Genomic DNA, 12097 nt, shown 5'->3' on the forward strand with positions numbered 1-12097 from the left:
TCCAATTATTCCGATTTAACCCAATCGGTGGGGAGCAAACTGGATTGACCCAGAAACGTTCTATCCTGTGGTTTCCAATTATTCCGATTTAACCCAATCGGTGGGGACCGTATTTTTGCAACCCAAGAAGACCCCCAAAGGGTTGAAAGTTTCCAATTATTCCGATTTAACCCAATCGGTGGGGTCAAATGGCAGAAATAGTTGCGCGCATGATACAGCGTTTCCAATTATTCCGATTTAACCCAATCGGTGGGGAAAGGGGGGCAGCGATTTGTTCTCCCCTTTTTTTGATGTTTCCAATTATTCCGATTTAACCCAATCGGTGGGGCCGACAACCCTCCACCAGTGGAACTGGGTACCAAGAACAGTTTCCAATTATTCCGATTTAACCCAATCGGTGGGGGCGATCTTCACAGACCCCGCGAACGCCTGCGAAAGTTTCCAATTATTCCGATTTAACCCAATCGGTGGGGTCCGCATCAGTTTCGTCTTTCTAACGCAACCATCTTTGTTTCCAATTATTCCGATTTAACCCAATCGGTGGGGTTAACGCACAACCCGCAGAAGTTGCTCGCTTAATCGTTTCCAATTATTCCGATTTAACCCAATCGGTGGGGGTAATGACACTATCTATGGTGGACTTGGTAAAAGTTTCCAATTATTCCGATTTAACCCAATCGGTGGGGGAACCACAAGATCAGTATCAAGAACCAGCGTTTCCAATTATTCCGATTTAACCCAATCGGTGGGGTTTCTTGCGTTGGTAGTTTTGGCTTTTGGTTTTTTAACGTTTCCAATTATTCCGATTTAACCCAATCGGTGGGGCTACGAGATTAGAGCATTAACAGACATAAACGTTTCCAATTATTCCGATTTAACCCAATCGGTGGGGGCGATTAAAATCGCCAACGACTAACCCCCATTCTTCTGTTTCCAATTATTCCGATTTAACCCAATCGGTGGGGGCTATACTGTAGTCCCTCCTCAATTGTTCTTTCGTGTTTCCAATTATTCCGATTTAACCCAATCGGTGGGGAGTTGACTTTATTGGCGGATACCATGCTGACCAAGCGTTTCCAATTATTCCGATTTAACCCAATCGGTGGGGGTTACATTTGAATAATGACAGGTTCAGAACAATGAGCGTTTCCAATTATTCCGATTTAACCCAATCGGTGGGGAGTTCGTCTAGCAGCCCTTACCCAGTAAGGATTTGGAACCACAAATCGACGCACCTCTAAAAAAGATTGTAAAACCAGCTAAAAAATTAGTCAAACACATAGCTCAAACCCTTACACAGTAAGCTATCGACACACCTCAACGAAAGAATAGGGGTTTGGGCGATTTGCCGGGGTGTGTCGATAGTCATGATACAAAAACCTCTTCAAACAGCCTCCAACCTAGATACAGAAAGACTTTGATAGAACCTTATGTTGACAAAATATCTTCTTAGTCATTCGCACAAGCGATGTAAAATGATCACTTATTCCAACTATATAACTAATTAAGTAAAATTATACATTAATATGTCAACATCTCGACGCAAAACTCAACAGGCAGCTAAAACCGACTCCAAAACAATCATCGTTCATTTTCTCATCGGCACACCAGGAAGCGGTAAATCAACCTTTGCCAAACTCCTATCCAGCACAGGAAATTGCGAAATCGTCTCCACTGACGACATCCGCCAAGATTTATACGGTGATGCAGCAATTCAAGGAGAATGGCACAAAATCGAAGCCATTGCCATTAACCGTATTTGTACTGCTCTTAGTCTACAAAAAAGTATTATTTACGATGCTACTAATTGTAAACGTTCCTTTCGCATGGACTTTTTACTCAAAGTCAATAGTCAACTAGCAGAATGGAAATTAACCCAACCTAACTGGATTGGTTGGTATTTACAAACTCCTTTGGAAATTTGCATTCAGTGGAATCAACAACGCCAACGCCAAGTTCCTACTAATATTATTGAGTGTATGTATCAAATGCTGCAAGACTTTCCACCAATTAATGGGGAAGGATTCGCTGCTATCAATAAAATTGATGTTACTGCACCCAATTTTTCTTTACATCAAATTGCCAAAATAATTACAGATGTTCCCCGTAAAATTGTCAATTGCCAAAATCGTCATGCCAACATCACACCCCATCGTTATAGTCATTTATTAGATTTTGAGCGTTTGATATATTTGATATTCTTAATCATTAATTATCCTGGTATTGGTGAATTTCATATCAACAACCCGAAATTATTAGAAGATATTCTGGGTTATCTTCCTAATTTTACCAATTCTCTAGAAGAAATTACTGCTATTATGGCTAAACTGCGGGGTGGGGTTTATGCAAATAAAGATGCGATAGCGGCTGATTTAGAATGGTTGGAAACTCAAGGAATTATTAATGCAACTTTCCCTGTAATTAGTCAAAATACTCAAGAATTTAAAAGTGATGAATTGATATCTTTAAGTGGATTCCACTCTTACTCAGATAAACAAGTTTTTGAGCGGTTAATTGGCACGATTCGCTTTATTATCCACTACCCTTTTTTGGCTGACATGGGTGTAGGTAGTTTGAATACTTTAATTCGCTCTCTTGCACAAGCTGGAATAATTGACGACTATCGTACACGAAAAGCTACAATTCGTAAAGATATTGAAAGAGTTTTAAAACCTTATAAAATATTATCGGAGTTTTCAATGCGTCACGGTTATTTTGCTGGTACTGGCATTCTTTCTAAACCAGAATTAATCAAGGTTTTTGATATGATTCAATCCCAAGCTAAGAGTTTAAATGACCCTCAAGCTTTAGCAATTTATGAAATGTTTAGAGAACGATTGTTACAAACACATACTATTGAAAATACTGAAAATATTTATCCGGTGAGGGCGATCGCTAATAGTTCCATTGTAGACCCCAAATATCTCCATAGTAGCGCCTTAAGTAATAATCTCACTCAGTTGGAAACAGCAATTGTCGAAGGAAGGCTTTTAGAGTTACAACGGTTTGCAGGTGTGGGTAGGTACGAAGGAGATGAAAAAGACTTTTTCTTAGCCTATCCATTACAAATAGTGTTTTCTAACTTTGCTTGGTATTTGGGTTATGAATGCGTCAGTGGTGAAACTGCTGGTTTATTGCGGTTTGAACGTCTGGATAGACTATGTTTAGGTAGACCACAAAGCCAACAACGCAACGCAGAATTACAGGAAAAGGCACTACAAAAGTTACAGAAATTATTTAAATCTGGTGCGGGAATGCACTTAGGAAATAGCAGCATTGACCAAAAACTGTTTCTCAGTACAGATCAACAAGAACGAATGCAAGTCTGCGTGACGGTGGAACTTTGGTTTAATGATCGGATTTATCCGTTTATTACTGAGGGAACAAAACGGTTTGCACAGATGAAAATGTCGCCACCGATTCAGAAGACAACGAGTAATTTACCCAAGTCTCTATTTTGTTTGGACAGAACAAGCGATCGCCATTTCCCCCATCGTTTTCAAGCAATATTTCCTAAATGGACTTTAGATGATTTTGATTTGCAAAGATGGATTATTGGGTTTGGTGGAGGTGTGAAAGTCATCACTCCAGAAAATTTGGTAGAGAGGGTAAAGACAATAGGTGAAGAAATTAGGGCGAATTACAGCAGAATTCAGGAGACGCTTCGCAGACCTCCGGTTCAGGAGTAAAACCCTCTTGTAGTGGGAGTTTCATTATCAATTGATGTCCTAACCACCCTGTCCACGGCTGTAACAAAAAAATAAGCTTTTATCTCACTTTGACGAAAGCACCCGAAGAAAGCTTAAGAGGATGTCTGAAAACTTTTTCGTGTGGGATCTAACACTTGTAGATCCTCCTAAATCCTCCTTAAAAAGGAGGACTTTGAGTAATTTATCCCCCCTGGGAAAAGGGGGTGAGGGGGGATCTTGATCAATTCTGATACTTCTCAGACATCCTCTAAGAATAATCCAAAAATTACGAAGTTCTGCGATAATTTTTGGCTGAATCAATTAGCCATTTTTGTCTTGTTGATAAATAGGAATTTTAATAACAAACTCAGTTCCTGCACCATTTATAGAAGAACATTCCAAAAAGCCCTTATGTCTTTCAGTAATAATTTGATAACTAATTGACATTCCCATTCCCGTTCCCTTACCAACCGATTTAGTTGTGAAGAAGGGATTAAAAATCTGTTTTTGAATATTTTCTGGCATTCCTAGCCCGTTATCAGCGATCGCAATTTTTACCCAATCTGAATCGATTAACGAAGTATTAATGGTAATTTTTGGAAGTAGCGGTTCCTTGAGCATTCTCTCTTCTAAAGTATCAATAGCATTGCTGAGAATATTCATAAACACCTGATTAATTTGTCCAGCATAACATTCTAATAGAGGTAACTTGCTATAGTTTTTAATAACTTGAATAGCTGGACGATTTTTTTGTTCTTTAAGACGATGTTGCAAAATCATCAGCGTACTATCGATACCCTCGTGAATTTCCACAGCTTTGAATTCAGCTTCATCCAGACGGGAAAAAGTACGTAAAGATAGCACAATTTCACGGATGCGTTGAGTACCAACTTTCATAGAAGTGAGGACTTTTGGTAAATCTTCTTGGATGTAAGTTAAATCAATTTCTTCAGATAAAGCCTGAAATTCAGGATTCATCTTTAAATTTTCTTGATACAAGTGAATTACCCGCAGTAAGTCTTGGGCATAATCCTCAAGATGGCTAAGATTACCGTGGATAAAATTGACAGGATTATTGATTTCATGGGCAACTCCAGCCACCAACTGTCCCAGACTAGACATTTTTTCACTTTGCACGAGTTGGATTTGAGCCTGTTGCAATTCTCGTAATGTTCGTTCTAATTGTTCAGATTTACTACGTTCTCTAGCTTCACTTTCTCGCAATATTTCTTCCACCTTTTGACGCTGGGTAATCTCACTTTTGAGTTGTTCATGAGTTTGTAGTTGCTCAAAGACAGCCTGAAATGTGTTTGCTAAAAACTGAATTTCATTGGCAGGTATTTTTTCTGGCATAGAGAAGGTAGCTGTTTCTTTACTGATAGCTACAGCCTGGTTTAAAATATTCAGAGGACGCAAAACATTTCTCCGGATCAGTACCCACATCAACCACAAAATAATCACAATCCCCGACAGCAATGTGAGCGTAGAAGTAAGAAAAGCTCTGCCAGCTTGGGCTTTCATTTGTCTCAAGTCTATAATAGCGATCGCTAACCCCCGTCGTCCTGAAGTCCCAAACAGAACACTGCTAAAAGGCAAGATTTGCACCAATACTGGTTTTTTATCCAACACTATCTCATAAGAAGTGGCAATGCCCGTATTCGCTGATTGGAGAATACCTAGTCGCAATTCTGGATGTTTTTGTGTATAAAAACGCTTTCGGCTTCCTTGACTATCTGCCAGAATAATTCCATCCCCGTTGACAATGGTAATCTCGATAATGGCAGGTAAAGTTGCATAGTTCTGAATAATTCGCCGTAAAATATGACGTTGCTCTACTTCTAACAGTCCTTCACTGGCAAATTCAATCGATTGCGTAATTATTTGAGCGCGTGTGCGGACTTGTTTTTCCAGGTCTGATTGGATCAACTGATAATTAATCCACAGGGTTCCTAACCCAACAGTTGCTAGGGACAAACCACAGCTAAAGAGAAGTTGCTGTGATAAATTGTGTGTACGTAACCAGGATAATCCCCTCAAGATTTCCAACCCTCAATTGCAGTCGTAATCAGTTCACGATTGATTTCCAGATCCTGACGTGGCAATCTCCCTGCTCTTTTGTCGGACTGAAGCAACTGACTCATCTGTTCCAGTCCTTGCTGCAAGCGACCTTGGTCTTGAAACATCCGTTTTTGCATTGGGATGTCACCTTTTTTTAAACCAGCATAATCACTGGCAAAGGACACAGGTGATTGTTGGAGAAGTTGAGCAACTTTTTCATAAACTTCTGCTGGCTTTGTCTGGACTGCATACATGATATCTAACCAGGCAGACAAAAACTTAATTAGTTCTGTTTTCTTAGCCTGGACGTTTGCTTTACGAGTCAGCAGTGTATCAATTACCAGGCTGTCCACTTCCTTGGTTGTATAAATAATATTTCCCTGAGCTTTCTTCGCTGTCTCACCCAAAAGTGGTTGCCAAATCACGGCCGCATCAAGCTGTTTTTTTTCTACCAGTTGAGCCGCTGTTTCATTAGCAACATCTGCTATTTGTACATCCGTGGGTAACATTTTATGTTGCTGGAGGGCTTCCAACAAAATTAAATGGTTAACCGTACCCAGTTTGGCTCCAACTCGTTTTCCTTTTAAATCTTTTACCGTTTTGATGGGGGCTTGGGCGACAATACCATCAGCCCCATAGGAAATATTGGTGACCAGGACAATCACGGGTTTATCGTCTCCCGCATCGACCTGTACTGCATCCCAGAGAGCCACAAATGCAGCATCTAGTGAGCCTCGCATGACTGCCCTGGAAGAATCTTGCTGATTTTCAAACCGGACTAGATTTACATCCAAACCCCGACCCTTGAAGATGCCGGTGGCTTTGGCATAGAGAACAATATCAAATCCAGGCCAGGTTGTGATTCCTATCGTTAGTGGTTGTAGTTGGGTTTTGGGAATCAGGAAGCAACTATGCAATATTAAACTGAGACATAAAGTCACACCAAAGATGACACCGAGGGATTTTTGCACTTGTTGTCTAATGTCAAAGATATTAGTTAAAGCAGGAAACAGAAGTATCAATTCCAAAAAAGCCTTGCCCAGCGATGCTTACGGCGTATCTTTCCGGTGAATTAAGCTACGCGTAGCCTCCGTCTACGACACCCTCCGGGAACGTAGAGAAGAGAGCGGTGCGATCGCACCTACTTTACCCATAAGAGAATTGCCATTGTGATCATTATATAGTAATCCGAAACCATTTCTGATTAAATACGGAGATGAAAGTCCTTGGTTGACAAGCATAATGATTCCTATGGCTGATATAGTTCCTTTGGATCTGATTGAGGCCGCAGATCAAGCCCTTGATCAAGCAAAAGCACAGGGGCGTAATCGTTCGTTTGTTAACCCGATTCAATTTTTCAATACCTTTGCCATTTTTTTTAGATTGGGGTGAGCGTAGCAAAACCCAAAGCATTTGTTGGGTTATGGCTGATGCCGACTGCACGCTACCGTGCCTCAACCCAACCTACGAATCAAGGCTTTTTCAATTTGGCAAAGGTATTGATTTTTATAAATTCATTGTTTAGCAACCTTTGGGAGAATTTCATTCAAATGGAGAACTCAACAGGATTACCGCCTATTTATGCTAATACCCCAGTGGAATTAGTACCAGCCCAAGTTATTGCTTCATTCCCAGTTAACACCTTCCTAGAAAATCTTGTCATTGCTCCAGATGGAACTATCTTGGTGACGAATCATGAAATAGGTAAGATTGTACGTATTTTACCGGATGGTAGCCAAGATATTCATGCTAGTGTTGATGGCAAAGTTAGTGGACTGGCTTTCACTACTAATGGTGATTTGATAGCAACTGGATGGAATGCTGATTCTGTATCGGCAATTTTTCAGGTGAGTGCAGATGGCATTGTGGAAACTTTAATGACATTGCCAGATGCAATTTTCCCTAATGGCATTACACCACTCTCCGATACACAGTATTTAATGGCAGATTCCTATCGAGGTGCAATCTGGCTGATTGATATTGCCCAACGCAGTGCCTCAATTTGGCTAGAACATCCTTTGTTGGCTCGCAACAGTCCAGAAAGCATAATTCCGGCTGTAAATGGCTTGAAGTGGTTTAATGACCAGCTTTATGTTTCCAATACTGATAAACAGCTACTGTTGCGGATTGCGATTGACACAGCAAATAAACCCAGTGAGCCGGAAATCTTCGTTGAGCAGACTAATATTGACGATTTTGCCTTTGATGTGGAGGGCAATCTTTACGGGGCAACTCACGTTTATAACAGTGTAGTCAAAATTGCGCCCGATGGAACTACAACTATTATTGCTCAATCGGAGCAGAACGTAATTGGTAGTACAGCAGTTGCTTTTGGTCAACTAGAGAGCGATGCCTTCGGCGAGCGCAGCTATCGCACTGCCATTTATGTTGTCACAAATGGGGGGATGTTTTTACCTCCTCCCACTGGTGTTGTAGCCGCAACGGTTGTTCGGCTTGAGGTTGGGAAAGCTGGATATCTACGGTGATAGGCAAAAAGGAAATTAATGGATGGAAACGGCACAAGAGGATCAATTGGTAACGGTTGTAATTTCGCAACTTGTCAAACCAGGCAATGAAGTAGCTTATGAGGCTTGGGTGAAAGATATTACAACTGTAGCCAGAACTTATGCAGGTCATCTGGGTACAAATGTGATTCGTCCCCAACCGGGTGTCAGAAATGAATATGTGATTATCTTGCGATTTGACGGTTATGAAAATTTGAAAACATGGATGACATCACGCGATCGCCAATACTGGCTCACTCAAGCTGAATCTTTGGTGGAATCTGAACCTCATGTCCAGCAAATGAGTGGATTAGAAGCTTGGTTTTCTATTCCTGGTCAACCTTTAAAAACACCACCACGCTATAAAACTGCATTACTTACCTGGGCAGTTGTGTACACATTAATTAATCTTTTGAGTATCTTTCTTAGTCCTCTACTCCGTAGTTTACCTCCGTTGATTATTTCGTTGATCACTTCTGGTATTATGGTGGGACTGCTAACTTACGTGATTATGCCAAGAATTACCCGTCTATTTAGTTTTTGGCTATATGCCAAATCACGAGTTTAGAATAATTAAAAATTTTCTAGGGTGGTCATCGGCTTACCCTAGAGAATTATTCATAAATTTATAATTGCAACTTGTTATGGTCTTTCAAGAAATTAAGTTTTTTATATGTAATTTCATAAATTCTGATATTTTAAACTAAGGAACAATGCAAACCAACATTTATTCAGATTCATCTATCATCGGTTTTTGAGCAGCGTGTCTCACAAAAAGAATCTGAACATTATCATCAACAATTGTAAAAATAATCCGATAGGAGGTTCTTCCTTTACCATATATAAGTTGTCGAAGTTCTTGTTCAAAAAACTCATTTTCAAATGCTAGAGAACAACGATAAGGCATTTTTCTAGGGATAATATAGATTTATATAATCCCTCTATCCATGTTCTAGCCTTATAAGGAGAAATATTACTAAACCAGAAATAAGCTTCTTCTAGAGAAAATACAGACATTCCCACAGTTATCAACGCACCTCAACTAAAAAGCAAAATTCCCCAAATTAAAAAGCATCTGCAAACAGAAAATATTGCTTTAATTATCAACAACTGCGAACCAAATCAAGAAATGATCAAATTCTGCAATAAACTAACAGATGTGTTAAAAATTGTCTTTATCACAGAACAACCATTAGACGCACCATTGAAAGGTTTTCCACAAAATCAACCAAACTTACTCAGTGCAATTCAAAGCTGGATTAATGAGATAGGGTAAAAAACTAAAATTCAATTACAAGTATTTTTCCATTAAATAGTTTGTAAATAAAACGCCTCGACGTTCTACTTGTTGTTCCTTAACTATGGTGAATCCATGATGTTGAAAAAATGATTTTGCGGTAATACTAACCTCTGCATATAGTCGCTTAATTTCTCGTGATTTAGCTATATTTTCTATGTGCTTTAAAAGTTTTGAACCAATCCCCTTTCTTTGGTATTGACTGTGACAATAAAAACAATCAATATGTCCATCGGGGTCTAATTCTCCAAATCCAACGATTTCACCGTTATTTTCCGCAATATATGGTGATTTGTTCTGTAACCTTTTATGCCAAAATTCGTAATCCATAGTTTCCGCAGCCCAAGCTTTAACTTGTTCTTGAGTGTAATCACGAATATTGATTTCATGAACTGTATCATAAAACAATTTCATGATCATCTCGGTGTCAGATGGTTTATATTCTCTGATGTGGAGATTAAATGTACTTGATTCATAAATTTCTAATGGCAAATTGTCAGGGTCTTTAAAAAAGGTAAATTTTTTACCTGTAATTTCATCAATTCTAATATTTTCAACTTCGATATGATGCGATTTTAAGTAATTAACACTTTCCTCAATATTCTCAACTGCAAAAGCTAAATGTCTTAAACCACAGGCTTCAGGATTACTAAATCTTTGGGGAGGATTAGGAAAAGAGAATAATTCAATTTGGATATTTCCTACTTGTAAATCTAATTTATAGGAATTTCTAGCGCTGCGGAATGTCTCGTGAATAATCTCAAATCCTAAAACTTCAACATAAAAATGTTTAGATTTTTGGTAATTAGAACAAATAATAGCAACATGATGAACACCGGAAATTTTCATAAAAGTATCTCTCTTATTTTATTACTTTTTAAGTTTCTCTAATAATTTTTTGATTTTTTCTGCATACTTCAAAGCTTTTTTTGCATTAGCACTCAACGAATGGAAAGGTATTTCATCTTCATAATCAACTTTATTTCTCAAATTTCGCAGACTACGTAAATCCTTACCTAAATTGATAAAATTAGTATCTTGACTAATTAATAGTATTTTGTTAATTATATGATTATGTACATCATGCTTGAGATTAATTAACTCACTATATCCCTCAACATCACGTAAGTAGTTTCTCACTAGACAAAAAGATGAATAATACGCCCTACTAATACAAGAGCGTATTTTAGCTTCATTGATTGATGCACTATTTGCCTGATTTGAGGTACTAATTACTTCATTATATAAAGTTTGTGCAACCTCTAAATAACTTAACCAGTCGAATTTCATTCAAACTCCAAATCTATAGAGAGGTTTACAGCAACTCCCAATGAAGCATTTATCCACCAATTTTCATCAAATTCATTTTGTTTATTTAAAGCTTCATCTACAGATTCTGGACTCACGCAGATAGAAATAATCAGATATTCCCATTGAGAAGATTCAGGATCAACATACAACTTCAATCGTAATTTCTCTGTTGGGAAATACTTTCTTATTTGTGGATAAGCTTCCAGAATTACATCTATCAGATTTGAATGATTTTGCAAAAATCTGTTGACATCAAGAATGTTTTCTATTGTGTAGAATTTAGAAATTCTGCTGAACTTATAAGATTGTTTACTATCTTCTGTTAGCCAGTTATTTTCTGTATGTTGAAACCAATCATCGGTACAAAGTTTTTTATGTTTAACAAATGTATGAACCAAAAAACTAGTTTTTAGTAAATTGTGTTTTTCTTGATTTTTGAGAGCCATTTTTACTCCTTACTTGGAACTAGAGTTAGGATCTAAATAAATGACATCGGCTTTATTTAGCATAGCCTGAATAACTTCAACTTCTAGTAGAGATTGAGATAATTGTTCTTGTAACTTTTGCACATCCGTTGAATCTAAAGCCACATAAAACTCTCTTGAACCACTTGCATCTTGGTACGCAATTTTTAAGGTGTGAACTACTAAAGCACCTGCAATTCCTTCGTTTTTTTCTGCTTTGAAAACGGGTCTTACATCGGTAAGTATCCGGGAATTTAAGAAAATACTATCATACTCTTGTAACAAACTTATCGCTTGAGAAGAAATACTAATAGAGCCATCAATTGCCAATAACTTCGTTAGTCTTTGTTTAAAATGTGCTAATTCTTCAGAAGATAATTCTGAAAAGGTGTCATTACTAGAAACAGCATTAACTAACCCTGTAATTATTTCAGTATTTTTAAGATTTTCTTGGATACGAAGAGAGTAAATTGAACGAATAGCTTTTAAAATTTCTTGTAGATCATTAATAGAGACTTCCTCTATTTTTGGAGAAATTTCCAATACTAAACTATCTATATCTACAAAAGGATGAACTTCTGTTATTGCACTTAGTAGGCGATTAAATAGAGATTCATCAATTTTTATAATTAATGTAATACCTAATTGATATTGTTCTGGAATTTTTAGACTTTTCATTGCCATTAAAGTTGATATTTTGGCTTTTCCAAATTAATCTATATTTAGACTAGCATCAAAACCATTGATTTTTGACCTTCTTAAGGGCAGGCTTTT

Annotated in this window: 13 protein-coding genes, 1 pseudogene and 1 CRISPR repeat array (1 of these 15 running past the window's edge); of the genes and pseudogenes, 5 read left to right on the forward strand and 9 right to left on the reverse strand. The window is 38.0% G+C overall.

The window, feature by feature from the left end; all coding sequences use genetic code 11:
* Positions 1-1181: direct repeats of the CRISPR family, unit length 36 nt; unit sequence GTTTCCAATTATTCCGATTTAACCCAATCGGTGGGG; it begins 735 nt to the left of the window's first position.
* 345 nt (positions 1182-1526) lie between these two features.
* On the forward strand, positions 1527-3689 hold the full coding sequence (locus tag H6G59_RS13385) for a WYL domain-containing protein (protein ID WP_190715141.1): 2163 nt from the start codon (positions 1527-1529) through the stop codon (positions 3687-3689).
* Between the two features lie 321 nt (positions 3690-4010).
* Here the strand turns inward: H6G59_RS13385 and H6G59_RS13390 are convergent, their stop codons facing one another.
* The 3 genes from H6G59_RS13390 to H6G59_RS13400 all read right to left on the reverse strand — a co-directional run bounded on the left by H6G59_RS13390 (position 4011) and on the right by H6G59_RS13400 (position 6988).
* Entirely contained in the window at positions 4011-5726 is a 1716-nt protein-coding gene (locus tag H6G59_RS13390; RefSeq protein WP_242038868.1) for a sensor histidine kinase, read from the reverse strand.
* A complete protein-coding gene (locus tag H6G59_RS13395) occupies positions 5723-6775 on the reverse strand; it encodes an ABC transporter substrate-binding protein (protein ID WP_199332028.1) in 1053 nt (350 codons plus the stop codon). Before H6G59_RS13395 ends, H6G59_RS13390 begins: the two co-directional genes overlap by 4 nt.
* Positions 6776-6841: 66 nt before the next feature.
* A complete protein-coding gene (locus H6G59_RS13400) occupies positions 6842-6988 on the reverse strand; it encodes a hypothetical protein (RefSeq protein ID WP_190715143.1) in 147 nt (48 codons plus the stop codon).
* A gap of 10 nt (positions 6989-6998) precedes the next feature.
* Between H6G59_RS13400 and H6G59_RS13405 the strand changes: the two genes are divergently transcribed.
* The 3 genes from H6G59_RS13405 to H6G59_RS13415 all read left to right on the forward strand — a co-directional run bounded on the left by H6G59_RS13405 (position 6999) and on the right by H6G59_RS13415 (position 8819).
* Positions 6999-7139 carry a hypothetical protein gene (locus tag H6G59_RS13405; RefSeq protein ID WP_190715144.1) on the forward strand — a complete coding sequence of 47 codons (141 nt, stop codon included), beginning with the start codon at positions 6999-7001 and terminating at the stop codon, positions 7137-7139.
* A 158-nt stretch (positions 7140-7297) separates the two neighbouring features.
* On the forward strand, positions 7298-8233 hold the full coding sequence (locus H6G59_RS13410) for an SMP-30/gluconolactonase/LRE family protein (RefSeq protein WP_190715336.1): 936 nt from the start codon (positions 7298-7300) through the stop codon (positions 8231-8233).
* A gap of 22 nt (positions 8234-8255) precedes the next feature.
* A complete protein-coding gene (locus tag H6G59_RS13415) occupies positions 8256-8819 on the forward strand; it encodes a putative antibiotic biosynthesis monooxygenase (RefSeq protein ID WP_190715146.1) in 564 nt (187 codons plus the stop codon).
* A gap of 159 nt (positions 8820-8978) precedes the next feature.
* Here the strand turns inward: H6G59_RS13415 and H6G59_RS27360 are convergent, their stop codons facing one another.
* Positions 8979-9158 (reverse strand): hypothetical protein, encoded by a 180-nt coding sequence (locus H6G59_RS27360; protein ID WP_242038869.1) that lies wholly within the window; start codon positions 9156-9158, stop codon positions 8979-8981.
* A 108-nt stretch (positions 9159-9266) separates the two neighbouring features.
* Between H6G59_RS27360 and H6G59_RS27835 the strand changes: the two genes are divergently transcribed.
* Entirely contained in the window at positions 9267-9527 is a 261-nt protein-coding gene (locus H6G59_RS27835) for an NACHT C-terminal alpha/beta 1 domain-containing protein (RefSeq protein ID WP_422602420.1), read from the forward strand.
* Between the two features lie 15 nt (positions 9528-9542).
* Here H6G59_RS27835 and H6G59_RS13425 read toward each other — a convergent pair whose 3' ends face one another.
* The 5 genes and pseudogenes from H6G59_RS13425 to H6G59_RS13445 form a co-directional block, all read right to left on the reverse strand.
* Positions 9543-10040, reverse strand: coding sequence for a GNAT family N-acetyltransferase (locus tag H6G59_RS13425; RefSeq protein ID WP_277924635.1), 498 nt, complete (start codon positions 10038-10040; stop codon positions 9543-9545).
* Positions 10017-10397, reverse strand: a pseudogene (gene gloA2 / locus H6G59_RS13430) (SMU1112c/YaeR family gloxylase I-like metalloprotein); the annotation flags it as partial. The pseudogene gloA2 and the gene H6G59_RS13425, both read right to left, overlap by 24 nt.
* A 21-nt stretch (positions 10398-10418) precedes the next feature.
* Positions 10419-10838, reverse strand: a complete 420-nt coding sequence (locus H6G59_RS13435) for a HEPN domain-containing protein (RefSeq protein ID WP_190715148.1) — start codon at positions 10836-10838, stop codon at positions 10419-10421.
* Positions 10835-11305: a hypothetical protein gene (locus H6G59_RS13440; RefSeq protein WP_190715151.1), complete on the reverse strand. Its 471-nt coding sequence runs from the start codon at positions 11303-11305 to the stop codon at positions 10835-10837. Before H6G59_RS13440 ends, H6G59_RS13435 begins: the two co-directional genes overlap by 4 nt.
* Positions 11306-11314: 9 nt before the next feature.
* Positions 11315-12001 carry a hypothetical protein gene (locus tag H6G59_RS13445; protein ID WP_190715153.1) on the reverse strand — a complete coding sequence of 229 codons (687 nt, stop codon included), beginning with the start codon at positions 11999-12001 and terminating at the stop codon, positions 11315-11317.
* Between the last annotated feature and the right edge of the window lie 96 nt (positions 12002-12097).

The sequence above is a fragment of the Anabaena lutea FACHB-196 genome (assembly GCF_014698305.1).
Taxonomy (GTDB): Bacteria; Cyanobacteriota; Cyanobacteriia; order Cyanobacteriales; family Nostocaceae; genus Anabaena; species Anabaena lutea.

What these genes read in the sequence shown, in the direction of transcription:
- H6G59_RS13385 (WP_190715141.1), top strand. Translation starts at nt 1,527, where the DNA reads ATGTCAACATCTCGACGCAAAACTCAACAGGCAGCTAAAACCGACTCC.
- H6G59_RS13400 (WP_190715143.1), bottom strand. Translation starts at nt 6,988, where the DNA reads ATGCTTGTCAACCAAGGACTTTCATCTCCGTATTTAATCAGAAATGGT.
- H6G59_RS13405 (WP_190715144.1), top strand. Translation starts at nt 6,999, where the DNA reads ATGGCTGATATAGTTCCTTTGGATCTGATTGAGGCCGCAGATCAAGCC.
- H6G59_RS13410 (WP_190715336.1), top strand. Translation starts at nt 7,298, where the DNA reads ATGGAGAACTCAACAGGATTACCGCCTATTTATGCTAATACCCCAGTG.
- H6G59_RS13415 (WP_190715146.1), top strand. Translation starts at nt 8,256, where the DNA reads ATGGAAACGGCACAAGAGGATCAATTGGTAACGGTTGTAATTTCGCAA.
- H6G59_RS27360 (WP_242038869.1), bottom strand. Translation starts at nt 9,158, where the DNA reads ATGCCTTATCGTTGTTCTCTAGCATTTGAAAATGAGTTTTTTGAACAA.
- H6G59_RS13435 (WP_190715148.1), bottom strand. Translation starts at nt 10,838, where the DNA reads ATGAAATTCGACTGGTTAAGTTATTTAGAGGTTGCACAAACTTTATAT.
- H6G59_RS13440 (WP_190715151.1), bottom strand. Translation starts at nt 11,305, where the DNA reads ATGGCTCTCAAAAATCAAGAAAAACACAATTTACTAAAAACTAGTTTT.
- H6G59_RS13445 (WP_190715153.1), bottom strand. Translation starts at nt 12,001, where the DNA reads ATGAAAAGTCTAAAAATTCCAGAACAATATCAATTAGGTATTACATTA.